Source organism: Roseibium sp. TrichSKD4, assembly GCF_000148725.1.
GTDB lineage: Bacteria > Pseudomonadota > Alphaproteobacteria > Rhizobiales > Stappiaceae > Roseibium.
Window position 1 is genome coordinate 154656 of sequence record NZ_GL476315.1, and the last position, 22093, is coordinate 176748.

Consider the following 22093-nt stretch of genomic DNA (forward strand, 5'->3'; position numbering starts at 1 on the left):
GCTCAGGGTTTCAGCTTGCCGATGAGTTCGACCACATTCGGTTGGGCATCTTCCTTGGACGAAACTTCGGCTGTTCTAAAGAGGGTTCTCAGGAACAAGATACGCTCTTCCTCAGTCAGCTTGGTATCCGGGTTTTCCTGAAGGCGGACATAAGACACCAGCAGGGCAAGCCGCTGGCGAGCATCATTTTCCAGTGCGAAATGGGAGGCGTTTTGCCGACTGAAAATGCGCAGCAACCATGCAACACCCAAGACAGGCAAGAGAATTCCTTTGAGGCTCAGGATCGCCCAGAGCCAGCTGGTGTTGCCTTTAGCCGTCAAATAAGCGTCCTGCCAGAAGTTTTGCCATGGGGTCGGGCAAAGGCTGTCATTGTTGCAAAGCTGCAGGACAATGGCCTGAAGAATACCAGTCTGGTTAAGGCCAAAGAGAAACAGAGCTGCGACCAACGTAACTGCAAACCACATAAAGTTGCTGGCACGTCTCAACTGGTGGTGTTGGATTTTGTCGTGCCAGTGTTTGGTCAAGCGCTCCAACCCTTCCGCTGCCGCTTCAGCACCAAGTGCAGCGTCGGTTTTCCGATGCGCGTCTTCTTCTATCGCATCGGCTTCACGTGCAGTTTGTTTTGCTTCCCGGAGCCTCCCAATAGCTTTTTGCTCGTTGGTTCGGGCGAGAACTTTCATCTCCCTTTCAAGTGTCCGGCGCTCCGAAAAACTGAGTTTTTCAACGATTTCAGGAACTTCAACAATAATGTCCTGAATAAATGCAGCAATAATTTCATCGGTGTTGGGTGTGGATTTGCGCCTTGCCACTGACGACAGCGACACACGCGCACTGACTTTGACCAAGCTTGCGCTGCCGTCTCTGAAACTCGCCAAGGCAACCCATGATCCAGCCGGTGGTCCGGGGGCCGTTGGCTTCGTCAAGCCGAAGCTGGAGGAACTCAGCCCAAAGGCCGAAATTGCCGGTCTTGATGAGCGCTTTATCGGCCTGATCGGTACGAAACAAGCATTCGAGTTCGCCAAGGTCTGGACGGACAAGGAAGACGGGCAGGACTACAGCGTTCGCGGTGAAATCCACGGTGTTCTGATGTCTTGGGAGCCGGATGAAGCCGGAGGCGGAGCCGAGATCCACAAGTGCAATCACGAGTTCGCTGAGGTCACGCGCTACACCTATTACATCAATGGGCGGCGGATCTTTGATTACGATTACTTCGCGATCAAGGCGTTCTTTGGCGACAATGATCTGTTCGAGAGCTATCGCCGTGGTCTTGGGATCGGTGGAGCACGCGGTTAAGTGAGAGGGAGAGATTATGCTGAAACCGGTAAAACTGCCTCTGACTGCAGAGGCTGAGTGGGAAGGCGAAACGATTTGCGAGCTGATCATCAGACCGGTTCGGATGATCGATCTTGAAAACTCTGATGGGGCGGAAAACGAGGAAGAGGCTTTCAAGATCCTCATTGCCGGAATGATCCGCATGCCCATCGAGTTTTTAGGCGAGCTTGGCCCGGATGATTGGGAGGCGCTTGCGCTTGCCAGCCCGCCATTGATGGGAAAACGGGCTCAAGATGTCATGGCGCAGCAGAAACAAAAGACTGCTGCGCCCAAAAAAAAAGCGACCCGGGCTCGGTCGAGGCGCTCCTAGAAAAGGTGCATGGTGAACCGGAGCAAACCTTTGTTCCCATTCGCGACATGATCATCATCATGGCTCGGGAAACGATGACCCCGGTTCAAGACATCAGGCTCTGGACTGTCGACGATTTTTTTCTCTACGCCGACAGTCTGATGCGGCTCCGCCGTCAGTCGGAAAAGCCATAGGATTTGGCAACACGTCGGATCTGGGCGCAATGCGCTGTTTTGGTTGATGGGGTCATCTGGCCAAGATTGTATTGCGCACCCTGTGTCATCATTCCCAGTTCCGCCGCAAATTCCATGTCATCTGCGGGCACGGTCTTTTCGATATAGGCTTCGATTTTCGCCTGATTATAGGTAAACTCGCACGGCTCTTCACTCGCCAGAACGTTGGAAAGCTGCATGACCGCCTGCATGCGTTCAAGGTCCGACCAGGCATGTGCAGACCCTAAAGTTCCAGTCAACAATGCGACTGCGACCAAAAACTGTTTCATCTAAACCTCCAATAAAAACGGGGCAAGCTTAGCCGCTTGCAAGTTTGAAGCGCAATGGCAGTTCTTTCGTCAAAACTGATCGTCTCATTGATTGATCAGGTCACTCGGCCTGCGCGGTCGATTGCGGGTCAAATGGGCCGCATGACTGACCAGTTGCGCCGCAACCAGCGTGACATGGCACGTATGCGCGGATCGATGGTGGAAGGGGCGGCAGCAGGCTATGCACTTGCCCGTGGTCTGGCGGCTCCGGTCAAAGCGGCGATGGCCTTTGAAGATGCCATGGCCGATGTCAACAAGGTGGTGGATTTCGACGCGTTCGAAAAAGAAACCACGCTTGAAGACCTCTCTGCCTCCATTTTGGAAATGAGCCGTTATGTTCCGCTCGCTGCCGAAGGCATTGCCTCGATCGTGGCAGCGGCTGGTCAGGCGGGCATGAAGGGAGATGAGCTTCTACAGTTTGCCGAGATCGCAGCCAAGGTTGGCGTTGCCTTCGATATGACCGCCGATGAGGTCGGCACCAGCCTTGCCAAGATCAAGACAGCGCTTGGCCTGAGTGTCAGTGAGACTGAACTCTTGGCCGACGCCATCAACCACCTGTCGAACACCTCTGCCTCGGAAGCGCCGTCGCTACTCGATTACATGCGCCGGGTCGGCTCCATCGGCAAGCAATACGGCTTCACGGCGGAACAAACCGTTGCCATTGGCTCGGCCATGATTGCAGCGGGCGCGCAGGCGGATGTTGCAGCAACCTCATTCCGCAATGTGGGTAAAGCTCTGGCACGCGGGGAATCGGCAACCAAGCGGCAAAGGACCGCTTATAAGCGCCTCGGGCTGGATGCGCGTGTTGTTGCAAAGTCCTTGCAAAAGGACGCTGTTGGAACGCTCAACTCTGTACTGGAGCTGGTGCGCCAACTGCCTAAGGAATTGCAGGCCTCGACCGTGTCCGATCTATTTGGCGACGAAGCTCGCGCCATCATGCCCTTGATCGAAAACACAAAGCTCCTGAAGCAATCGCTTGGGGAGGTCTCTGACGAGTTTAACTATGTCGGATCTGCGCAGAAGGAATTTGATGTCCGGGCCAACACGTCGTCCAATACGCTCCAGCTTCTGCAGAACCGGGCGAAGGAAGTCGCCATCGCCATTGGGAATGCCTTGCTTCCGGCAATCATGGATGTGGCCTGGCATCTCGGGCCAATCCTTACAAGTATCTCGGAGTGGGTGAAGGCCAATCCGGAATTGACGGCAGGGATCGTCGGGTTGGCGGCAGCTCTTGTGGCGGTGAAAGTTGCCGCAATTGCCTCCGCCTTTGGTTTTGCGTTTCTGAAGGGCGGCGCGCTGACTGCGGGTCTTGGGGTTGCTCGGGCAGCATCGCTTATTGTGGCAGCATCCAAGCAGGTGCGCATGGCCATGCTCGGCATGTCACTCCTGTCCAGTCTTGGCTCGGGCGCGATGGTGTCTGGCATCGCGCCGGGTTTGGTGGCTGTTGGCGCTGCTCTTAAAGGGGTTGCGATTGCCGTTGCTGCAGCGGTTGCCACGATCAGCGCGCCGATCTGGCTGTTGATTGGAGGCATCGCTGCCGTTTCCCTTGCCATCTACAATTATTGGGAGCCGATCCGCGAGTTTGTCACCGGGTTTGCATCCACGATCATGGAGGCTCTTGATCCGCTCATCACGGCCATGACGGATTTTGGCAAGCGGCTCGCCACGGCGGCTGGAACCTGGGCGAAAGAAAAGCTCGTCGATATCGGTGAGCTGATCGGGTTCGACCGGGCCGAAGTGGAGGCGATGATCAATGACGCGGTGACCATGGTCACTGGTCTGGCGGATCGGATCATCGCCGCGGTCAGGGGAATACCGTCGGCTGTTGGCGACTGGATCTCCGATCTCTTTTCCATGAACGATTATTCCGCCGAGCAGGAGGCCGAGTTCAGAAGCGCTGGCGAGCGGGCAGGGCGTGCTGCCGTGGATGCCATCAAGAATGCCTTTTCCAGCCTCGCCAACGGCATGCAGGCGCTCGGCAAACAGATGATGGACGCCTTGCTTCAAGGCATCATCGACGGGGCCAAGGCAATCTTGAGCTATGTCGGCAATCTGGGCTCGCAGATCAAGTCCAAGATCATGGGTTCGGTCTCCGGTGCGTTTGACAGTGTGAAAGGGTTCTTTGGCGGCGGTTCTGACACAAAGGTCGCAGGCGAGCGGGCGGCAGGCGGTCCAGTCAAGGCGGGCATGACCTACATGACCGGCGAGCGCGGGCGCGAACTCTTCACCGCGCCAGCTGATGGCTATGTCCACAATGCCTCGGACACCGACGCCATCGTGAAAGGCAAGGGCGGAGCGGCTGTGCCCGGTGGTCGAAGCACGACCATCCAGAACCTGACCATGAATATCTATGAGCAAACCGATGCCCATTCTCTTCTGCAGCAGCTCGAAGACAAACTCGCTGATGCAGAGCGTGGGCTTCATGCCGACCTTGAACATGCGAGCACGGGCTGATGCTTTACATTTTGGGAAATGTCCGGATCGACACCTTTCCATTTTCCGTGTCCGGGGTGCAGGAAGAAGGCGAGGCCAGTATCGTCTCCAAGGGTGTGTTGGGCCGCCCTCCTGCAAAGGAGTTCACCGCACCAGCTGACGAGGTCTTGACCCTGACTGGCGAAATCCTGCCGCACAAGATTGGCGGCATGGATGAGCTGGATGAACTCAGGGCCATGCGTGACCGCGGCGAGCGGTTCCGGGTGGAGCGCGGCGATGGTGTCGGGCTTGGCTGGTTTTCCATCACGTCGATCAGCAAGTCTCATCGGGACATCATGGCGGACGGTGTCGGTTTCCGTGTGGGCCACACGATCAAGCTAACGGAAACCGAGCGCAGCCGGGAAGACGGTCAGGCAACGCTCCAAAAGCTCTTCTCACTCTTCGGGTAAGATCATGCGGGAAATCACCATCAGGCGGGAAGGCGTCACCCTGGATACGCTTTTAGGGATGCCGGAAATCCCACGCGCGGCCATGCTGCTCGCCAAGGCTTATGACCTCAACAGGGGCATTGCAGATGGCGGCTTGTTCCTGCCGGTCGGGTCCGTGGTCAAGGTGCCGGACGAGATCGAAGTGCCAGAAGAAGAAATCATTCAAACCGCAGTGTCTCTCTTCAGCTGATCATGTCGAACAAGACAGTGACAGGCGACAAACGGAAGTTCGATCTGTTTCGGATAGGAATAGCAGCCCCAAAGTTCCCACTTGCTCTGGGGCTGCCTGCCTCCGGAGGCGTGTTTAGGAAACGCGGCTTTCTTGAAAATCCTGTTCGTTGATGTCCGCTTCTTGAAAGAACTCGTCCTGATAGTATTCAATCATGCGCTTCAATGAACGTGTTTCTGTGGTGTTCGGTAGTAAATTGGCAAATCCGGAAAACACCTCATAAAGCTGTTGATGTTCTGCAGGAGTGCGGACGGTTATGACTTCAAGAAGGGTGGCGGCATTCTTCGCCAGTGCGCTTGTATAGTCTTCGTTGATTGCTTCTCGTATTTCTTGTTCGTTCGTGGTCTTCATTGTGAATTCTCCATAACGAAAGTCGATGGGGTACTCGGCACAAATCGATGGGGTACTCGGCACAAAACACAAAACAAGTTGACGTCTATCCCAAGGTAAACACCTTGAGAAATAACTCTGTTTATTTAAGCGGCGTTCGAGTACTAATCCTTCCGGAATATTATTGGAATGAGAGAACTTACCGCTAGAAATACAAGTTAAGTAGATGCTGCAATAAATACACAAAATTGCAACTCATGAGCCGTGAAAAGTGGAAAAATAACGAATTAAAGAGATAACATGCTGAAAATATGAGCAAAAATACGATTGGTTGAATTTCGGTTGTAGTATTAATTCACGGAATTTCAGTTATTAAGTGGGAAAATTCGCGAAATTTGTAGCGCATGCGAATCAAAATTATGTAATTTGTAGTATAGATTTTAATTTATATATCGTCATTTTTAGCATTATTATTGAATTCATTCAATTTTAAAGCCCTGCGACACTATGGAAGCCGAGTGGCCGTTTCTTCTGGGTCTCTTCATTCAAATTCCATCGGCAGTTAACCACCAATACACCCAGTGAGCGTTGCAAGGTGATGACAAATGACAACTGGAAAGTTGACTGGAAGGTCTTTGTCGGCGGCAAGGATCGATCTTCTGTCATGCATCCCTATCTGCTGTCGGTGGGGGTGACGCTGATGGATGGTGGATCGGCAGACAAATGCCGGCTGTCCTTCAATGATGCGATTGGCGAAATAAAGCTGCCGCAACCGGGTGACCCTATCCAAATTGCTGTGAGGGGGAAGATTGTCTTTTCCGGGATCAGCGATGAGCCGGAGTTCATAATCAACAAGAATGGCGGCTCCCTGCTGTCTGTCTCTGGCAGCAGTGTCGACATGACAAGCGCCGTCAAAAAGCCGCTCTCCTTCCACATGGATGATGCAACGCTTGGTGATGTCATGCGCAAGGCGGCTGATCTGGCTGGCATTCGCAACATGCGCATTGACCCAGCTTTTGACCAGATCCGCCGCGACTATTGGCTGGTCAATCGCCAGAGCCTGATGTCGCTTGGGGACCGCTTTGCCCGTGAACTGGCAGGCACATTCAAGTTTGCCGGGGATGAGGCTGCGCTGGCAAAGCGCGGAACGGGTCTTGCTCCAAGTGGACTGCTGTTACCAACGGTGGTGGCGGAACGCGGAAAAAACCTGAAATCAGCCCGCGTCAAACCGCTCTCGCTGCGCCGGGTGTTCGGCTCAACCAAAGTCACTTGGTTCGACCAGAAGACAGGCCAGCACCGCGAAGTCGAAGAGCAGGGCGAAGCGGATGCCGGAGACGTTGATGCTGTAAATGTCACGCGCCTTCTGGCAGCCAGTGAAGATCAGGCGCGTGAGCAGGCATCTGCCCGCAACCGGGAAAGCGCGCAAAACCGGGGCTCTGGCCGGATTACCATTGATCCCAACGCCCAGCCGGAAGGTTTGTGTGTGCTGAAAGGCGCGCGGGTCGGCGTTGATGGCAATTACCGGATTGGTCAGGTCGATCACACCGGTTCCAAGCCGAGCGGCTCAATCACACAAATGTCGGTTCGCCATCCGCAAGGCGGGGCGGGCAAGGACACGCGGCCCACCCGCTGAGATCCCGACACTTTCAAATCATCACAGTGCCTGCCGGTTCGGCGGGCTTTTTTCATTGAAAATGGAGACCTGCATGCTTGGAAAGGGAAGGGCGGAAGCCCTGGATGATGGTGCGTTTGAAGCACTGGCAATTGAGCTGGCTTGTCCCCCTCAAAATCTGGAGGCCATTGCCAAGGTGGAATCCAAAGGATTTGGGTGGTTTCCAGATGGCCGGATCAAGATCCTTTTTGAAAAACATTGGTTCTACAGGCTTTTGAAAGGCGCAAAGCGCAAACAAGCGGTGGCGGCTGGTTTGGCGCGGCGCAAGTGGATTGCTCCCAAAAAGGGCGGATACAGGGACCAGAGCACGCCGGATGATCGGTATGCGCTGCTGGCGCGCGCGATGGACATCGATGTTGAGGCCGCGCTTCAGTCCATCTCCATGGGAACCTACCAGATCATGGGGTTCAACTATAAGACTTGCGGGTTCTCCAGCGCCGGGGAGATGTGGGCTGCTTTTCTCGACAGCGAGAAGCACCAGCTTCGCGCCTTCGCGAACTTCCTGAAAGAAAAGGGTCTGGTTCGCGCGTTTCAAACCGGGGAGTTTGAACAGGTTGAAGAGATCTATAACGGTGGTGGTCTCAACGGCACCTATGCCGCCCGAATGAAAAAATGGACGGCGAAACTTGGGGCTGGCAAATGGGCGGATTGGGATCCGACCTCTGTTGTGATCAATCACCCCATGGAGCATCCACCAGTTCCCAATTCCAAACCGCTCGCGAAAAGCCGGACGGTGGCCGGTTCTGGTATTGCCGGGGTGGGTGGTGCATCCATTCTTGTCGAACCCGTCCAGAAGGTGGTGGAGGTCGTGGAAGGGCAGGAAGCTGCCTTCAGCGGTGGCGACCTGACCGCCATGGTCATCGGGCTCGTGGTGGTCGCTGGTGCTCTCTTCGCGCTTTATGCGCGTTGGGATGACGCGGGCAGGCCGTTGCCATGGGGCGAGGCCTGATGTTCGGCCTTCCATCAATGAACTTGATCGGGGCGGCGGGGCTCGGCGTCCTGATCGCTCTCGGCGCTGGTTATGGTTGGGGCAGGCTGGATGGCACGGCTCTGACCAAGGCCGCAATTGAACGCGCGTTGCGCAAAGCAGAAAAATCCACCGAGGATGCAATCAATGAACTCGCGGAAGAAGCTGACCGGGCTCGTATGCGCCGGCGCAATTGCCTTGATCGTCGGGGGCGTGTGGTCCTTCGCAAACAACGAGTGCGTCAAAACCGAAACTGAACCTGACGGCTCGGCAGATCGTCGGAACGTCCCTGATCGGAGCTGAAGGCAGGACGCTGCAAGATCAGGAGAAAATTGACAACACGGTTGCCGGACTATGCGGGGCCGGAACCTGGACCAAATCGGAATGTCAGAGACACGAGGCGCACTGATGGATATCGAGCAACATTTTGGCGTCAAGATCTCTGCGCTTGTGGCAGGCCTTGTCGGGGCAGTGGTCAGTTTGACCTTCATGCGTGATCTAAGTCCGGCGCGGGCATTGCTTTACATCATCACCGGGACAGCCTGTGCGGCCTATGGCACGCCCTTGGTGGTGAAATGGCTCAGCCTGACAGGCCCAACGGAAAACGGGATCGCGTTTATAACCGGCATGGTCGGGATGAATATTCTGGCTGGTGTCTTCAAGATCAGTGAGCGGTTCAAGCGCGAGCCGGTCAAGACGTATCACGCGATCAAAAACGCGCCGCTGGATGCTTTGAAAGACAAGAAGCCGGACGGAGGGTCCGGCTGATGGAGAACTTTCATCTCTGGCTCACGGTGATCCTCGATCCGATTGCGGGAACCGTGATCCTGATTGCCCTGCTGATCAATCCCTGGCTGAAGGTCGCGCCGCTTTGGCATCGTTTGGGAATGACATTGGCTGCGGCGGGGCTCGATGGGCAGACCTTTCGAAATTACGTCGCGCTGACAACCGGCATGGCACCTCGCGATAGTGAAATCCCGTGGTGGGTGCTCAAAGACCTTGGACTGGTCCTGCTCGCGTTTCACTTCCTGTTTTTGTGTTTGAGGAAGTGCAAGGAAGCAGGCTGATTTTTATCAGGGAGTTAGTAGTTTACTTACCCTTCAATGAGGTTTCTGCTCACGGCAGTGATTCTATTTACCGGCACTGTGTTTTATACCGCTGGTCCGAAGGGTTTCGCGAAGTCGCTCTTTGGGCAGTCAACTGGGGAGGGCGTCTGGGTGATTGACCGTTGCCAGACGCTCTTCTCTATTGGGGCCATCGATGTGCGAAGGATGGAGATCACACGTGCGAGACCTAAGGGTTTCTAAGATGTGAGTGCCGCTATTTCATAGACAACGAGCCAATTGCTTCGTGGATGTTGCCTGACTGCTTAAGACGTTTGACAGAAGGCATCTCTCAATAATTCTGAGGCCTTTGACAGCCTTTTGTTCGATCTCCAGATCACACCTACATCCATTTTCGGGATGGGTTCAGCTATATCAATTCGCTCAATACGTCGCCCGTCTAAGGTCCAAGGACGATAAACCACGTCGCTCAAAATAGTAACAGCGCCTCCAATGCCGACAAAGTTTCGAACCGCTTCAATGGAGGATGAGGCAAACTTCACTTTCGGAGAAGTTATTGGGTTTTTCCAATAGGAGAGCGCCTGTTTTTCGGCTTCATCAGAGCGCAACACCGCATAAGGTTCGCTTGCAACGTCTGTTAAGCTTATTTGTTTGTAGTCTGCGAATGGATGATTACTGGCGACCCAAAGACGGCGGGCAGATACATGAAATGTTTTGTTTTCAATATTGGTTTTTCCTGAAATATTTGAAGTTAGCACGAGTGCTAGATCGAGCTCATCATCGTTGATTTTTCTTTCCAATTCCTCCCTGAAATCTTCGGAAACGTCCAGAATGATTTCTGGATATCTTCGTGCGAAACGCTCAATTACTGGAAATGCAAAATAACTTGATAGTGTCCAACTCATGCCGAGTCGAACGTTTCCAGTAACGCAATGGGCTTCAGATTTAACATTTCGTAAAGCCGCGTTGAGCTCGGTTGAAATGATATGTGCGTGACTTTTAAACCGATGCCCCGCATTCGTTAATCTTAGGTGTCGTGGAAGGCGTTCAAAGAGTTCAACTCCTAGATGCGCCTCTAGCTCCTTGATGGATATCGTAATTGTCGATTGGGATACATTCAAAGCGCGGGCCGCAGCAGAAATCTGCTGTGTTTCTGCGACAGCTAAAAAGTAGGTTATTTGCCGTGTTGATATCATATGAAAAAAATCAATACCGACTATTTAGTATTTGAAATTTAAATGTATTTATTGCTGTGTCAAGGTCGCTCTGCTTACGTGGAGATAGGTCATGAAATTAAAGGAAGAACGCTTACATTCTGAGGTTTATAGGGGCAATGAAGGAAAGTCAGAGGATGCTGCTTCAGCTCCAGATGGCAATGACCTGCTGAGCCATAGTTTGCCACAAGACGTACCTAAGAGGAAATCGGACTGGCTCTCCGTTTTAAAAAGTTTTTTGAGATCCTTTCGAACGCGAACTGGCGAAGAACAAACCCCCGATTTCACAAACATGGGAAACACTGATTTCTCAGAACCAAATTGGCACGGGCATTGGCAATCAACAAAATGGCTATAAGCAGCGTAATCTGGGTGACTTTTTAGACCGATTATATTTGTCGGCAGTACCAACTGACCTGTTTGGAAATCTTGTTTGAGGAGCGTCATTCGTGAGTAAAGTGATGCATGGCCGGTGTCTTTGCGGAGATATCGAGTTTCAGGCGATAGTCCCGAAAAAGGAATACTACGCCTGCCATTGTAATATGTGCCAAAAATGGTCGTCGGGGCTTCACTTCAGTGTAATAGCTGAAGAATTGAATCTTAGAGCACATGAAAACTTGCAGACCTTCCGGTCGTCTGAGAGCGCGGAAAGAGGTTTCTGTCGCCGTTGTGGTAGTAGTGTCCTTTATCGCAACGACAAGTCCAATCTGCTGGTTGTTAACCTTGGTTTGTTTGATCAGAGGCAGGACTTTATGATCGTCACCGAACTCTTCATTGATCAAGGCCTTTGTTCGCTAGACGGCGGGCATAATCGGCTATCCGAAAAAGATATGGAAATGCGTGACTTATAAGGAGTTTCAAATCATTTTCTCGTCTGAGTTGGAAATCAAGAAAATAGCCGCCGAGGAAGCGATTGATATTCGTCATCGGGTTATGTGGCCTGATCGTCCTCGGAGGGATGTTATCCTGGCAGATGACATGAAAGCCCTGCACTTTGGTGCTTTCAAGAACGGACAGTTAGTTGCTGTTGGCAGTTTTTTTAACGACAGTGGGGTCGTCCGACTGCGTAAGCTAGCGGTTGAACATGAACACCAAGGCAACGGTATCGCCAGTAACTTGCTGCATACCGCGATAGAAGTGCTTCGTCGTGAAGGATGCACGCGAATTTGGTGTGATGCACGTGTTTCAGCGTCCGAATTTTATCTGCGGAATGGTTTCAGTCTGGACGCGCGTGTCTTTCAGAAAAGGGGTAAAGACTACGTTGTCGCAAATCGAGCCCTGTAAAAGAGCTGGTCGTGCGGGTTAAGCGAACCTTCGCATTCGAAAAAGCTACTGGATCATGTTTTCGGTCTTGGCACCTTGAGGGTGAAGACGGGAAACCACTGTTTCCCGATATCGAGCAATCGAGGTGGCGCAGCGAATGTATGGAAGCTCCTATCGTGAAATTTGTATTGGAAATGTCGAGCTCCTATATATGAAGGGCAGGGAGCTTCCGATGTACGAAAAACTGAAGTATTTTCTTGGTGGTGCGATAGCTACGCTGGGTGTTGTCGTAACGATTACAGACCCCGAGACACTTGAGAATGTGCTGACCTTCCCTGACCGTTTGTCGAGTCACTTTAAGGATGACGAAGCCTCACAAGTGGATTTGGTTGCAGCTAAAATCATCCTTGAAGCCCGCCTCAGTCGTGTTTTTGAAGAGAAGCTTGATCTTCCAGATGCAAGCAAGGACAAACTTGCAGCGCACTTCGCGGATAAATGCACAGCCGGGATTGCCGATACGGCAAGTTTTGGAAACGATTTCTCGTTTGTCGGCAGTAGGGCTGTCATTCGAGAGCCGATGGACAGAGGGGCAACCTTCGAAACCGTCTCCGGCAACATCGCTACGTCAATCAAATCATTGCCGGTTCTGACAACTGGCTGTTCCTATTATGCTGGCGTTGTTTTGGGTCAAATGGGCCCGCTTGAATACCGGGACTTTGTCGAGAAACCATCTTCAGTCCCCCTACAAAACGGAGCGATACGATTGGTGGCAGGTGGTGGGTTGTTTGCGCTGCCAATAGTTTATGAGGCAATGCAAACCACAGTAGGAGACGGGAGCCAGCCTTCAGGCATCATAATTGATTCAGTTGGCGCTTCTTTTGATCTTAATAATTAATACCCGAATGATACACGTATTTCTAAATCGAAAATAGCGCGCCTCTATTCCAGTTGTAAGGTCGAGCAAAAGTTGTCGGCTCCAAGCGCCATAATCGCTGGTGCATTTTGGTGGTTCTTGATCAGGGTAGCGGAAGCTCAAATTAAGCGGTTGTTTTGGCGATTTTGGCTATTCTCTCTGGCTGATTGTAGGGATGGTTGCGAAGAATATCTTCGAGCTTTCTATGGAAGGTTACACTTTACCGCTTCAGGCCAATGTGGTGGTCGGCGAAGATGTTTTGTTGATCACCGGCGCTTGCCTCGTGACATGTTGAACATACCTCCCTTGGCATTAATTCTGCGGTTGTGGAATAAGGTTCTGGATGGTGCCCGAATTGGAAAAAGCCCAGATATCCTGTTTCCGCCGTATAACGCTCGGTGTCCTTGATGATCATGCCGAGACCATTATAGTGGCTTTCGGAAACGGGTTCTCCAGCCTCCGCTGGGTGTGCAGGTGTGAATTCCTTCGCAATCTGCGTTCCGTTCGGCCAAACCCCTGTTGCCATTTAAATCGCAAATGACTGAGGTTCGACGTATGTGTCGATGTATTCGTCATTCGGGATGGGTAGGTTGTCGATAATGTTGACTGTCCCTTTCGGAAGGAGCGTTGTTCCAACGTTGACCCATTGGAGATAGTGCGGAGGGCGATTAAGCGTTCCATCTTTGTTGATGGAAACTGGCAGTTTGACTTCCTTATTGGTTGCCGCTCCAACGCTGGCAAAAATGAATAAAATTGTGATGGCAGCTATGGTTCTCTTCATCTGAAACACCGTCTGAGGAAAAGGGCAGCCTTCTGCAGCACAAGGTTACAGAAGGTTGCTTGCATTATTTTGCTGGGCTTATGTATGGAAACTCTTCGCGATAGCGTTTTCCATCGTTTGCAAAATCGTCGATGGCCACACCATTCATCAATTGAAGCACGGTATTCATGGCGTCATCTTGAAGAGGGCGGCCATTGAGCTCATCGACCACATAGTTTGCTTTTGAACCAATGGTGTAGGTGATGACATCAGGCATTACCAAGTCCGCGACCGTTTGAGCGTATTCCATCTCCCGCCCCTTTTGAGAGCCTGAAACTGAAACAGCCCAGAAGGTATTGTTCACCACAGCCTGCCGGCGTTCTTCAACATCAAGATCGGGTCTATGTTGCTGGTGATCTTCTTGTACTGCCGGAGTGTCTGCCAGAAAAACGTATGGGAACAAGACGTTAGCCAATCGATCAACTTGTCGCCACTCACCCTTGTGCATTGTGGCTGTGGTTGTGAAATATTTTACCTTGTCGCCAAGCATGCTGTTTGGGATGTCTGCGACAATAAAGCTTGCAGTCGCATTGGCGAACAGGTCGCCGCCTTCCTTAAACGCGTCGGGTTTGAACTGGCCGCGCTGTCTGCTGTCATTAAAATCGGCTAAACCGATGCCATTTCCGAAAAACGGATCGTTTCCCCGTCCGGCCCAAATGCGGATGCCACCGGTGATCTCGAAGGCTGCTCCTACTTTTCCCTGCCCAATCGGGTTTCCTTTTTCCCCTATGGGCGAATTGGGGGATGTGAGTTTGGACACCGTGATGTCTTCTCCAAGGAAAGAAAACGCGAGTGTCATGCCTGTTTTGAATTTTTCATCCCCGGCTATGTGGAGGTTATACAATCCGCCTTGCCCGAAAACCACTCCGGCGGGAGGCTTGTTGGAGCCCGGTGTGCTTGGATTGGAGGAGAGGATGAATGACGTATATCCTTCAGTGCTTGATTGGAACACGTATGCGTCATCGAGGTCATAGGCCGGATACATACTTTGCAGGCCGGATATAAAATGTCCAGCAGCTAGCGTGGGCGATGCGAAGGCTGACATAACGATGGCCGAAATCGCAAAAACTGTCCCATTTGAATTCCCTATTTTCATATGCACGGTCCCTGAACTCGCTCAATTGACTTTTCGCTTCGACAGAAACACAAACTCGGTTTTTCTGTCGCCTCGGAGAATAGACCGCCAACATTGATTGAAAAGGAATAGAATTTATAACCGACGTATGCGGTTGTTACGAAGGTGGCACCCAAATAATATTGTGCTTGGATAAGCATCGGTTTCTCGATACGAGGCGCGCTCAGGTTGGATACAAAGCAAATCGGATATTTCGTTACTCTTGCGCAGACGCTGAATTTTTCAGACGCAGCAGACATTCACAAAGTGACGCAGCCGGCCTTGACCAAAGCAATTCAACGGCTGGAAAAGGACCTCGGTGGCATGCTCATTCATCGGGATGGAAAAGATACTAGACTCACGTCCTTAGGGCGAATGGTTTTGCCCGATTTTACTTCAATTGCAAATATGGAAGAACGGGCACGGGAGTTGGCGAACGCCATTACAATTGGGTATCAAGACAAAATCCGAATTGGGCTCGCCAGCACTATTATTCCCCAACAGTCTTCGGAGATTCTGAGAAGAATTTTTGCTGAAGTTCCAAAATCAAAGATCGTTTTTGATGTCGTTAAACCAATAGAACTGAACAAGCTTATCCTATCCGGAAAACTGGACTGCTGTTTCTGGTCCGATTTTGGGTACGAAAATATCAAACTATCGACAATCAAGCTTTACAGTGAACGGCTGCTGTTGGCATGCAGCCCCGATCATAGGTTCGCATCGATGGAAAGCGTTCCCATTAAAGAGCTCCAACAGGAACACTACCTAGAAAGAACGAATTGCGAGTTCCGCGATACTGCACGCGAAATTCTTGCCAGATATGGAACTTCGGTGAGGCCTGTGGCCGAATCTGCGAGAGAGGATTGGATTCAGCACATGGTGATGAACAACCTAGGTGTCACCACGCTACCGGAACATTCTAGGCTGTTTTCAGCACTAGTTGTTAAGCCAATAGTGGGGCTCAACCTTGGTAGAAATGTTCATTTTGTCATGATTTCGGGATCTACTGCCTCCGAAGGTGCCAAGAAGATCGAGAATATAGTGAAGGAAACTCACTTTGCGCGACGGTCCTGACACCAATAATTTTCGTTCAAAAATGCAAATATGCTTTTTCTATGACTTCCTTCAGGACAAAGAAACTTCTCAGCTGGCGGACGTTGGGTAGCGTTAGTAACTGGGCACGGTGCCGATTGTTGAAATCGGCAATGTCCTTTACGCGGATTTTTAAAAAATAGTCAAAGTCTCCTGCAACGCAGTGGCATTCGAGGACAAATGGGAAACGGGCAATTTCAGCTTCAAAGTCCGCGAAACTCTCAGGTGTTGATTGATCCAGTATAGCGCCGACCAAAACCAGTACGCCAAGATCTACGGCTTCAGGTCTTACACGCGCTGAAACCCCATCGATGATGCCCTCATCAAAGAGGCGCTGGATACGCCGATGACAAGTCGCTGCGCTGACATTCACCTGGGCCGCAATATCGGCATTGCTCATGCGACCGTCTGTCTGCAGGTACCTAAGAATCTTACGATCGATTTTGTCGAGATCGGACATGAAAGAATCTTCCGAATAATCTGAATAATTTCTGTCATTGAGCGTTAATTGACAGGACTAATGAAGGAAGACAAGAAAAAAGCCTTCAAAATAGAGAGTACATTTCATTATTGCTTCGTTAGGGTTTCTCGAGCGCTCAATGCTGGGAGAAAATGCAATGAAGCTATCTAAATTCGAACGATATCCGTTGACTTTTGGTCCGACGCCCATCGAATTTTTGCCGCGACTATCTGATGCTATTGGAGCGGAAGTCGAATTTTACGCGAAGCGGGAAGATTGCAACTCTGGGCTCGCGTTAGGTGGCAACAAGCTCCGCAAGCTCGAGTATATAGTACCGGATGCAGTGGCTTCCGGTGCAGACACGTTGGTTTCAATTGGGGGTGTCCAATCCAATCATACTCGGATGGTTGCGGCGACCGCGGCAAAGATAGGCATGAAATGCGTCGTAATACAGGAAAGCTGGGTGCCTCACGATGACGCGGTTTATGACCGAGTCGGCAATATCCTTATGACCCGACTTATGGGTGCTGACAGCCGTCTTGTAGATGACGGGTTTGATATTGGCATTCGTCGGAGCTGGGAAGAGGCGATGCAGTCCGTCCGGGATGCCGGAGGTGTTCCCTATGCAATACCAGCAGGGGCTTCAGTCCATAAATATGGGGGGTTGGGTTATGCGAATTTTGCTGAGGAGGTGCGCTCTCAGGAAGCCGATCTGGGCTTCAGGTTCGACTATGTTGTTGTTTGCTGTGTGACCGGTTCAACACAGGGCGGAATGATCGTCGGGTTCGCAGCAGACAACCGCGCCGACCGGGTAATCGGGATAGATGCTTCTGGGACGCCGGATCAATTGCGTGTGCAAATGCGCGGTATCGTCGATACGACCGCAAAACTGGTCGAGTTGGGCAGAGCGGTTCGCGAAGACGAGATTGTAATCAAAAAAGATTACGCCTATCCCTCCTACGGGGTTCCAAGCTCGGAAACCAATGACGCCATCCGTCTAGCCGCGCGAACAGAAGCGATGATTACTGATCCGGTTTATGAGGGAAAGTCTATGCAAGGAATGATCGACTTGGCGAAGAAGGGATTTTTTCCAAAAGGTTCCAAGGTTCTCTATGCCCATCTAGGCGGAGTTCCGGCGATCAATGGATACAGTTACACCTATCGAAATGGCTGACAACGCGCACCTGCTCATTAGATGTACCTATCAAAGGGTATTTCTGGTTTGAACGAAACAAATCCAATTAGGGCAGCACTGGTTTAGAGCATTTCAACCTGTGTCATTTGCCGTGTCGATTGATTAACAAGAGCGGGGCCGTTTATCTCGGCCCCGCTTTTCCCATCATACAAAGTGGAAGTCATCCAACTGCAACTGGCCGTCAATGCTATTGGTCGCGTCCGCCCCCCAGACAACATTGTTGCCGCTACCCATTTGAGCATTTTCAAATGCGCCTTGGGCCAGGGAGTATTGGCGATCGTCTGTGCCGAGATAAATCAGGGTGTCGATTCGCGCATCGCCTGAGAACCAGATGTCGTCTGCATCTGCATAGACAGTGTCGTTTCCATCGCCGCCCATAAGTGAATCTGCGCCTGATCCGCCGATCAAGGTGTCGTCGCCACCGTAGCCATGGATTACATCATTTCCGGCCTGCCCGCCTATGATGCTGTGACCAGCTGTTCCCCAGACGGTGTTATTGCCGGCGCGCCAACTCGTCTCTCAATCCATGGTTTGTTTTTCGCATCCTCACTCAAGGAAACTTATGCGCGAGTTTCTATTCGATGCCCAATGCGCACGAAACAGTGAGCAGAAATGGGGAACATAGATCGAACAACGCTGTGTCAAACTTGTGTCAATTTCTGGCACAAGTTTCAGCTTTGTTCCGCAAGGTTTGGTTAGGTCCAGCAAGAACCTGCAAGTGTTGGGTCAAAAAACCTAGGTTTTTCAATGTGAATTGACAGCGGTCCTCTATTTCAGTTAGTCCAGTAAGTGGGACACCCCTCCCCAACGAGGGGCACCTATCTGGAAGGGTAGTTACATGACTGGAAGTACTTCGAAGCCGGATAATCGTCCGGCTAATTCGCATTTTTCGTCCGGACCTTGCTCAAAACGTCCGGGTTGGAGCCTTCAAGGGCTGTCTGACGCGCCGCTCGGTCGGTCTCATCGCGCAAAAATAGGCAAAGCCAAGCTTGCTGAAGCGATTGAGGTGACGCGCTCGGTGCTTAATGTTCCTGATGAATATCGTATTGGCATTGTGCCTGCCTCCGATACCGGAGCGGTCGAAATGGCCATGTGGTCTTTGCTGGGAGAGCGCCCGGTCGACATGCTGGCGTGGGAAAGCTTCGGGGCAGGTTGGGTAACCGACGTGGTTAAACAGCTGAAACTGGATGATGCGCGTAAGCTTGAAGCGCCCTATGGCGAGCTGCCAGACCTCTCGAGCGTTAATTTTGATCATGATGTTGTCTTCACATGGAATGGCACCACCTCCGGGGTCCGCGTTCCAAACGGTGACTGGATTGCAGATGACCGAGAAGGACTGACCATTTGCGATGCAACGTCAGCTGCTTTCGCTCAGGATCTGGATTTTTCCAAGCTCGATGTGGTGACTTTCTCTTGGCAGAAGGTGCTTGGTGGGGAAGGAGGGCATGGTGTCCTCATTCTAAGCCCTCGAGCTGTCGAGCGCCTCGAGACGTATTCCCCTCCTTGGCCGTTGCCTAAAATCTTCCGTTTGACGAAGGGTGGGAAACTAATTGAGGGCATTTTCCGAGGGGAAACCATCAACACGCCATCCATGTTGTGTGTTGAAGATTACCTAGACGCCTTGAAGTGGGCCCAATCGCTTGGGGGGCTTTCCGCTCTTATCAAGCGTGCGGATACCAGCCTTTCGGTTCTGGATCATTGGGTTTCCAAAACGGATTGGGTGGATTTTCTTGCCGCAGATCCGGCGACACGGTCCAATACATCGATTTGCCTGAAGGTCGTTGATCCCGACGTGTCTGCCTTACCGCAAGATCAACAATCGGCTTTTGCTAAGTCCATCGTCTCTCTCCTTGAGGCGGAAGGCGTTGCTTTCGATATTGGCTCCTATCGCGATGCGCCTGCTGGCCTTCGTATCTGGACTGGTGCAACCGTTGAAAGCTCTGATGTTGAGGCGCTAACTGCCTGGCTCGACTGGGCCTATGCGGAAGCCAAAATCCAGCTTCAAAAAGCGGCCTGAGGGCCTCCTTTTCCTGAAACGGGCGGAGGGCGGCCTTATCGCTGCCCGCTTACGAAAAAATTCAGTCTGAAAGAGGCCAATATGGCACCTAAAGTACTTATTTCCGACAAATTGTCGGAAGCCGCTGTCCAGATCTTCAAGGATCGGGGCGTCGATGTCGATTTCTTGCCAGATGTTGGCAAGGATAAGGAAAAACTTGCAGAAATCATCGGCGAGTATGACGGCTTGGCCATTCGCTCTGCCACCAAGGTCACCGAGAAGATCATTGTTCATGCCGATCAGTTAAAGGTGGTTGGGCGCGCTGGCATTGGCGTAGATAATATCGATATTCCGAAAGCGACGGCGCGCGGAATTATCGTTATGAACACGCCGTTTGGTAATGCGATCACCACTGCTGAACATGCTATTGCGATGATGATGGCAGTGGCGCGACAGATCCCAGCTGCCGACGCATCAACGCAAGCCGGCAAGTGGGAAAAGTCCCGTTTCATGGGCACAGAGCTAACGGGCAAAACGCTTGGGCTCATCGGCTGCGGCAATATTGGGTCAATCGTTGCAGATCGTGCGCAAGGGCTGAAAATGAAGGTGATTGCGTTTGATCCCTTCCTCACGCCTGAACGGGCAGCAGACCTTGGAGTTGAAAAGGTCACTCTCGAACAGCTCTTCCCACAGGCAGATGTAATCACGCTGCATACGCCTTTAACCGACAAAACCCGGAATATTGTTGATGAGAAGGCCATCGCTTCCATGAAGTCGGGAGCCTATCTTGTGAACTGTGCCCGGGGCGGTTTGGTTGATGAGCAAGCCGTTCGATCTGCGCTTGATAGTGGCAAGCTTGGTGGTGCGGCCTTTGACGTTTTTGTTGAAGAACCAGCCACGGAAAATGTTTTGTTCGGCGCACCCAATTTTGTGTCCACACCTCACTTGGGCGCGGCAACCTCAGAAGCGCAGGAAAACGTTGCTCTGCAGGTCGCCGAACAAATGTGCGATTACCTCCTGCATGGGGCGGTCAGCAATGCCCTCAATATGCCGTCAATCACGGCGGAAGAAGCCCCGAAACTGGTACCATTTGTGCGTTTGGCTGAACAATTGGGGTCCTTTGCCGGGCAGTTGACAGAGACAGGCATCAAGGAAATTCGCCTGGAATATGCGGGTGTTGTTTCCGACATGAAAACCGAAGCTCTGACGGCGGCTGCTCTCAGCGGGCTTTTGACGCCACTTTTGCAAACGGTGAACATGGTGTCTGCACCGGTTTTCGCGAAAGAACGTGGTATTGAGGTTGCTGAAGTCAAGCGTGGCAAGCGCGGGGCTTATGAAACCTATATCCGGCTGACGCTTGTGTCAGAGACCCAAGAGCGATCTGTTGCTGGAACTGTATTCGCTGACGGACGGCCGCGCATCATTCAGGTCAAGGGCATCAATATGGAAGCCGGACTGAGCGAGCACATGCTGTATATCACCAACGAGGACAAGCCCGGTTTTATCGGCCAGTTGGGTATGGAGCTCGGTAGCAATGGTGTGAATATTGCTTCGTTCAACTTGGGGAGAACTGCGCCGGGTGAGGATGCAATATGTTTGATTGAGGTTGATGGTGAAGTGCCTGCCAGCATTATGGCACGCCTCTCTGCAGTGCCACATGTCAAACAGGTCAAGGCGCTTCAGTTTTAGACTTTGCGTTTCTGGATGGCGGGAAGCCGCAGCACCCTGCCATCCAACAACAACAGGCCAAGCAATAGGCAGGTAAACCCGGCGATTTGCACGGCAACAAGCTTCTCGCCCAGCAGCAGGTAGCCGAATAGAACCGTATTGGCCGGTATAAGCAGGGTTACCAGGGCCGCATTTGTTGCTCCTGCTTGGGCCAACAAGCGAAAGTAGATCAAATAGGCTGCAGCGGTGGCGACGACGCCAAGCGCGATGACATTCGCCCACGCTACTGCACTTGTTGTTATCGGGGACCAGCTTCCCGCGAAAACAATCGCCGGGACCAATAACAAAACGGTTGAACCGGTCAGCTGCCCCGTTGCTGAAACGATCGGTGGTGTGCCTTTAAAGCGTTTTGCATAGGCGGCTGCAAGACCATAGGAAACTGCTGCGCCTAGGCAAGCGATCTGAGCCCAAACCGGTGAACTTTCCAGGTCGGAGAAGCCGGATGAAAGAATAAGGGCAACGCCTGCAAATCCGGCAAACACACCGAGAAATCGATGCAGGGCAATGGCTTCTTGCTTCTGCCAAACGCCTGCTATCAGAAACGCGAATATCGGGGTCGTTGCATTCAAGATCGCGGCCAATCCTGCTGCGATCTGTGTTTGCCCCCAGAACAAAAGCGAAAACGGGACTGCATTGTTCAATAGCCCCATGACCAAAAATGGGACCATGGCGCTAAGGGACCAATTGAAGCGGTGGCCGGTCATGTAAAGGGCGATGTGCAAGACAGCAGCGGCCGAAGCGACGCGCAAGAATGCCAACATGAGCGGCTGAATTTCACTGACAGCAACTTTTGCAAACAAAAAGGCTCCAGCCCAGATGAGGCTTAAGATACAAAGGAGTGCCCAGTTTTTCGCGTTCATTTGATCCTCCGCAGGTCTCAGCCAGATGTGCCCGAGATTTGGCGGGTAGACCACCCGAAATGCGATGTTCGTCTAAATGCGTGTCATTTTTGG

The 22093-nt window shown here is 52.0% G+C and carries 28 protein-coding genes and 1 pseudogene; 19 read left to right on the top strand and 10 right to left on the bottom strand.

Translation table 11 applies throughout. From position 1 onward, the window contains the following. Positions 1-2: 2 nt before the first annotated feature. Entirely contained in the window at positions 3-809 is an 807-nt protein-coding gene (locus TRICHSKD4_RS14225; protein WP_009759654.1) for a hypothetical protein, read from the bottom strand. On the opposite strand from TRICHSKD4_RS14225, the gene TRICHSKD4_RS14230 reads away from it, so the two are divergent. From TRICHSKD4_RS14230 to TRICHSKD4_RS30795, 3 genes are read left to right on the top strand one after another with little or no spacing between them, the layout of a single operon-like run. Beyond that, entirely contained in the window at positions 790-1293 is a 504-nt protein-coding gene (locus tag TRICHSKD4_RS14230) for a phage major tail tube protein (protein WP_168157026.1), read from the top strand. The two genes, TRICHSKD4_RS14225 and TRICHSKD4_RS14230, sit on opposite strands and share 20 nt — an antisense overlap. 16 nt (positions 1294-1309) lie before the next feature. After that, positions 1310-1642, top strand: coding sequence for a hypothetical protein (locus TRICHSKD4_RS14235; RefSeq protein WP_009759656.1), 333 nt, complete (start codon positions 1310-1312; stop codon positions 1640-1642). Positions 1643-1647: 5 nt separating this feature from the next. Beyond that, complete coding sequence (locus TRICHSKD4_RS30795; protein ID WP_009759657.1) at positions 1648-1815, top strand: hypothetical protein; 168 nt, start codon at positions 1648-1650, stop codon at positions 1813-1815. On the opposite strand, the gene TRICHSKD4_RS14240 is transcribed toward TRICHSKD4_RS30795, so the two are convergent. Continuing rightward, a complete protein-coding gene (locus TRICHSKD4_RS14240) occupies positions 1797-2123 on the bottom strand; it encodes a hypothetical protein (protein ID WP_009759658.1) in 327 nt (108 codons plus the stop codon). The two genes, TRICHSKD4_RS30795 and TRICHSKD4_RS14240, sit on opposite strands and share 19 nt — an antisense overlap. Positions 2124-2177: 54 nt before the next feature. On the opposite strand from TRICHSKD4_RS14240, the gene TRICHSKD4_RS14245 reads away from it, so the two are divergent. The 3 genes from TRICHSKD4_RS14245 to TRICHSKD4_RS14255 are packed head-to-tail and all read left to right on the top strand — an operon-like array spanning position 2178 to position 5273. Continuing rightward, complete coding sequence (locus TRICHSKD4_RS14245) at positions 2178-4616, top strand: phage tail tape measure protein (RefSeq protein WP_009759659.1); 2439 nt, start codon at positions 2178-2180, stop codon at positions 4614-4616. Further along, a complete protein-coding gene (locus TRICHSKD4_RS14250; protein WP_009759660.1) occupies positions 4616-5044 on the top strand; it encodes a phage tail protein in 429 nt (142 codons plus the stop codon). The genes TRICHSKD4_RS14245 and TRICHSKD4_RS14250 overlap by 1 nt, the downstream gene beginning before the upstream one ends. A gap of 4 nt (positions 5045-5048) precedes the next feature. After that, positions 5049-5273 (top strand): hypothetical protein, encoded by a 225-nt coding sequence (locus TRICHSKD4_RS14255; RefSeq protein ID WP_009759661.1) that lies wholly within the window; start codon positions 5049-5051, stop codon positions 5271-5273. A gap of 114 nt (positions 5274-5387) precedes the next feature. On the opposite strand, the gene TRICHSKD4_RS14260 is transcribed toward TRICHSKD4_RS14255, so the two are convergent. Beyond that, the gene (locus TRICHSKD4_RS14260) at positions 5388-5663 is read right to left on the bottom strand and encodes a hypothetical protein (RefSeq protein ID WP_009759663.1); all 276 of its coding nucleotides are present in this window, start codon (positions 5661-5663) and stop codon (positions 5388-5390) included. Positions 5664-6237: 574 nt separating this feature from the next. Between TRICHSKD4_RS14260 and TRICHSKD4_RS30800 the strand changes: the two genes are divergently transcribed. The 5 genes from TRICHSKD4_RS30800 (at position 6238) to TRICHSKD4_RS14285 (ending at position 9348) form a co-directional block, all read left to right on the top strand. Continuing rightward, complete coding sequence (locus TRICHSKD4_RS30800) at positions 6238-7275, top strand: phage late control D family protein (protein ID WP_168157027.1); 1038 nt, start codon at positions 6238-6240, stop codon at positions 7273-7275. Between the two features lie 73 nt (positions 7276-7348). Continuing rightward, positions 7349-8263, top strand: a complete 915-nt coding sequence (locus tag TRICHSKD4_RS28200; protein WP_009759665.1) for an N-acetylmuramidase family protein — start codon at positions 7349-7351, stop codon at positions 8261-8263. Then, positions 8263-8538 carry a hypothetical protein gene (locus TRICHSKD4_RS14275; RefSeq protein WP_009759666.1) on the top strand — a complete coding sequence of 92 codons (276 nt, stop codon included), beginning with the start codon at positions 8263-8265 and terminating at the stop codon, positions 8536-8538. Before TRICHSKD4_RS28200 ends, TRICHSKD4_RS14275 begins: the two co-directional genes overlap by 1 nt. Before the next feature lie 127 nt (positions 8539-8665). Beyond that, positions 8666-9049 (top strand): hypothetical protein, encoded by a 384-nt coding sequence (locus tag TRICHSKD4_RS28205; RefSeq protein WP_009759667.1) that lies wholly within the window; start codon positions 8666-8668, stop codon positions 9047-9049. Continuing rightward, the gene (locus TRICHSKD4_RS14285) at positions 9049-9348 is read left to right on the top strand and encodes a hypothetical protein (RefSeq protein WP_009759668.1); all 300 of its coding nucleotides are present in this window, start codon (positions 9049-9051) and stop codon (positions 9346-9348) included. The genes TRICHSKD4_RS28205 and TRICHSKD4_RS14285 overlap by 1 nt, the downstream gene beginning before the upstream one ends. A gap of 302 nt (positions 9349-9650) precedes the next feature. Here the strand turns inward: TRICHSKD4_RS14285 and TRICHSKD4_RS14295 are convergent, their stop codons facing one another. After that, positions 9651-10541: a LysR family transcriptional regulator gene (locus TRICHSKD4_RS14295; protein WP_009759669.1), complete on the bottom strand. Its 891-nt coding sequence runs from the start codon at positions 10539-10541 to the stop codon at positions 9651-9653. A 91-nt stretch (positions 10542-10632) separates the two neighbouring features. On the opposite strand from TRICHSKD4_RS14295, the gene TRICHSKD4_RS30285 reads away from it, so the two are divergent. The 4 genes from TRICHSKD4_RS30285 (at position 10633) to TRICHSKD4_RS28210 (ending at position 12717) form a co-directional block, all read left to right on the top strand. Further along, a complete protein-coding gene (locus tag TRICHSKD4_RS30285) occupies positions 10633-10917 on the top strand; it encodes a hypothetical protein (RefSeq protein ID WP_139052127.1) in 285 nt (94 codons plus the stop codon). Positions 10918-11008: 91 nt separating this feature from the next. Continuing rightward, positions 11009-11410, top strand: coding sequence for a GFA family protein (locus TRICHSKD4_RS14300; RefSeq protein ID WP_139052128.1), 402 nt, complete (start codon positions 11009-11011; stop codon positions 11408-11410). Beyond that, positions 11400-11843: a GNAT family N-acetyltransferase gene (locus TRICHSKD4_RS14305; RefSeq protein ID WP_050763430.1), complete on the top strand. Its 444-nt coding sequence runs from the start codon at positions 11400-11402 to the stop codon at positions 11841-11843. Before TRICHSKD4_RS14300 ends, TRICHSKD4_RS14305 begins: the two co-directional genes overlap by 11 nt. A gap of 211 nt (positions 11844-12054) precedes the next feature. Next, positions 12055-12717: a hypothetical protein gene (locus tag TRICHSKD4_RS28210; RefSeq protein WP_009759671.1), complete on the top strand. Its 663-nt coding sequence runs from the start codon at positions 12055-12057 to the stop codon at positions 12715-12717. 238 nt (positions 12718-12955) lie between these two features. Here the strand turns inward: TRICHSKD4_RS28210 and TRICHSKD4_RS14315 are convergent, their stop codons facing one another. The 3 genes from TRICHSKD4_RS14315 to TRICHSKD4_RS14325 all read right to left on the bottom strand — a co-directional run bounded on the left by TRICHSKD4_RS14315 (position 12956) and on the right by TRICHSKD4_RS14325 (position 14651). Beyond that, positions 12956-13261, bottom strand: a complete 306-nt coding sequence (locus tag TRICHSKD4_RS14315; RefSeq protein WP_009759672.1) for a cytochrome P460 family protein — start codon at positions 13259-13261, stop codon at positions 12956-12958. Beyond that, complete coding sequence (locus tag TRICHSKD4_RS14320; RefSeq protein ID WP_009759673.1) at positions 13262-13516, bottom strand: cytochrome P460; 255 nt, start codon at positions 13514-13516, stop codon at positions 13262-13264. A gap of 64 nt (positions 13517-13580) precedes the next feature. Beyond that, a complete protein-coding gene (locus tag TRICHSKD4_RS14325; RefSeq protein ID WP_139052129.1) occupies positions 13581-14651 on the bottom strand; it encodes a hypothetical protein in 1071 nt (356 codons plus the stop codon). A 207-nt stretch (positions 14652-14858) separates the two neighbouring features. Here TRICHSKD4_RS14325 and TRICHSKD4_RS14330 point away from each other — a divergent pair, with 207 nt between their 5' ends. Beyond that, the gene (locus tag TRICHSKD4_RS14330) at positions 14859-15743 is read left to right on the top strand and encodes a LysR family transcriptional regulator (RefSeq protein WP_009759675.1); all 885 of its coding nucleotides are present in this window, start codon (positions 14859-14861) and stop codon (positions 15741-15743) included. A gap of 16 nt (positions 15744-15759) precedes the next feature. Here TRICHSKD4_RS14330 and TRICHSKD4_RS14335 read toward each other — a convergent pair whose 3' ends face one another. After that, the gene (locus tag TRICHSKD4_RS14335; RefSeq protein ID WP_009759676.1) at positions 15760-16221 is read right to left on the bottom strand and encodes an Lrp/AsnC family transcriptional regulator; all 462 of its coding nucleotides are present in this window, start codon (positions 16219-16221) and stop codon (positions 15760-15762) included. Positions 16222-16378: 157 nt separating this feature from the next. On the opposite strand from TRICHSKD4_RS14335, the gene TRICHSKD4_RS14340 reads away from it, so the two are divergent. After that, complete coding sequence (locus TRICHSKD4_RS14340; protein WP_009759677.1) at positions 16379-17395, top strand: 1-aminocyclopropane-1-carboxylate deaminase; 1017 nt, start codon at positions 16379-16381, stop codon at positions 17393-17395. A gap of 165 nt (positions 17396-17560) precedes the next feature. On the opposite strand, the pseudogene TRICHSKD4_RS14345 reads toward TRICHSKD4_RS14340, so the two are convergent. Continuing rightward, positions 17561-17908: pseudogene (locus TRICHSKD4_RS14345) on the bottom strand (calcium-binding protein); the annotation flags it as partial. Positions 17909-18254: 346 nt separating this feature from the next. On the opposite strand from TRICHSKD4_RS14345, the gene TRICHSKD4_RS14350 reads away from it, so the two are divergent. Both TRICHSKD4_RS14350 and serA read left to right on the top strand, forming a co-directional pair. Continuing rightward, positions 18255-19433 carry a phosphoserine transaminase gene (locus TRICHSKD4_RS14350; protein ID WP_009759680.1) on the top strand — a complete coding sequence of 393 codons (1179 nt, stop codon included), beginning with the start codon at positions 18255-18257 and terminating at the stop codon, positions 19431-19433. 81 nt (positions 19434-19514) lie between these two features. Next, complete coding sequence (gene serA / locus TRICHSKD4_RS14355) at positions 19515-21101, top strand: phosphoglycerate dehydrogenase (protein WP_009759681.1); 1587 nt, start codon at positions 19515-19517, stop codon at positions 21099-21101. Here the strand turns inward: serA and TRICHSKD4_RS14360 are convergent. Beyond that, positions 21098-22000: a DMT family transporter gene (locus TRICHSKD4_RS14360; RefSeq protein WP_009759682.1), complete on the bottom strand. Its 903-nt coding sequence runs from the start codon at positions 21998-22000 to the stop codon at positions 21098-21100. The two genes, serA and TRICHSKD4_RS14360, sit on opposite strands and share 4 nt — an antisense overlap. Between the last annotated feature and the right edge of the window lie 93 nt (positions 22001-22093).

Bases quoted from the DNA above. Each gene is read 5' to 3' on its own strand.
- TRICHSKD4_RS14235 (WP_009759656.1), top strand. From the start codon at position 1,310: ATGCTGAAACCGGTAAAACTGCCTCTGACTGCAGAGGCTGAGTGGGAA.
- TRICHSKD4_RS14255 (WP_009759661.1), top strand. From the start codon at position 5,049: ATGCGGGAAATCACCATCAGGCGGGAAGGCGTCACCCTGGATACGCTT.
- TRICHSKD4_RS14335 (WP_009759676.1), bottom strand. From the start codon at position 16,221: ATGTCCGATCTCGACAAAATCGATCGTAAGATTCTTAGGTACCTGCAG.
- TRICHSKD4_RS14350 (WP_009759680.1), top strand. From the start codon at position 18,255: ATGACTGGAAGTACTTCGAAGCCGGATAATCGTCCGGCTAATTCGCAT.
- serA (WP_009759681.1), top strand. From the start codon at position 19,515: ATGGCACCTAAAGTACTTATTTCCGACAAATTGTCGGAAGCCGCTGTC.
- TRICHSKD4_RS14320 (WP_009759673.1), bottom strand. From the start codon at position 13,516: ATGAAGAGAACCATAGCTGCCATCACAATTTTATTCATTTTTGCCAGC.
- TRICHSKD4_RS14240 (WP_009759658.1), bottom strand. From the start codon at position 2,123: ATGAAACAGTTTTTGGTCGCAGTCGCATTGTTGACTGGAACTTTAGGG.
- TRICHSKD4_RS14260 (WP_009759663.1), bottom strand. From the start codon at position 5,663: ATGAAGACCACGAACGAACAAGAAATACGAGAAGCAATCAACGAAGAC.
- TRICHSKD4_RS14295 (WP_009759669.1), bottom strand. From the start codon at position 10,541: ATGATATCAACACGGCAAATAACCTACTTTTTAGCTGTCGCAGAAACA.
- TRICHSKD4_RS14275 (WP_009759666.1), top strand. From the start codon at position 8,263: ATGTTCGGCCTTCCATCAATGAACTTGATCGGGGCGGCGGGGCTCGGC.
- TRICHSKD4_RS14315 (WP_009759672.1), bottom strand. From the start codon at position 13,261: ATGGCAACAGGGGTTTGGCCGAACGGAACGCAGATTGCGAAGGAATTC.
- TRICHSKD4_RS14340 (WP_009759677.1), top strand. From the start codon at position 16,379: ATGAAGCTATCTAAATTCGAACGATATCCGTTGACTTTTGGTCCGACG.
- TRICHSKD4_RS28200 (WP_009759665.1), top strand. From the start codon at position 7,349: ATGCTTGGAAAGGGAAGGGCGGAAGCCCTGGATGATGGTGCGTTTGAA.
- TRICHSKD4_RS14360 (WP_009759682.1), bottom strand. From the start codon at position 22,000: ATGAACGCGAAAAACTGGGCACTCCTTTGTATCTTAAGCCTCATCTGG.
- TRICHSKD4_RS28210 (WP_009759671.1), top strand. From the start codon at position 12,055: ATGTACGAAAAACTGAAGTATTTTCTTGGTGGTGCGATAGCTACGCTG.
- TRICHSKD4_RS14325 (WP_139052129.1), bottom strand. From the start codon at position 14,651: ATGAAAATAGGGAATTCAAATGGGACAGTTTTTGCGATTTCGGCCATC.
- TRICHSKD4_RS30285 (WP_139052127.1), top strand. From the start codon at position 10,633: ATGAAATTAAAGGAAGAACGCTTACATTCTGAGGTTTATAGGGGCAAT.
- TRICHSKD4_RS14285 (WP_009759668.1), top strand. From the start codon at position 9,049: ATGGAGAACTTTCATCTCTGGCTCACGGTGATCCTCGATCCGATTGCG.
- TRICHSKD4_RS14250 (WP_009759660.1), top strand. From the start codon at position 4,616: ATGCTTTACATTTTGGGAAATGTCCGGATCGACACCTTTCCATTTTCC.
- TRICHSKD4_RS28205 (WP_009759667.1), top strand. From the start codon at position 8,666: ATGTCAGAGACACGAGGCGCACTGATGGATATCGAGCAACATTTTGGC.
- TRICHSKD4_RS14245 (WP_009759659.1), top strand. From the start codon at position 2,178: ATGGCAGTTCTTTCGTCAAAACTGATCGTCTCATTGATTGATCAGGTC.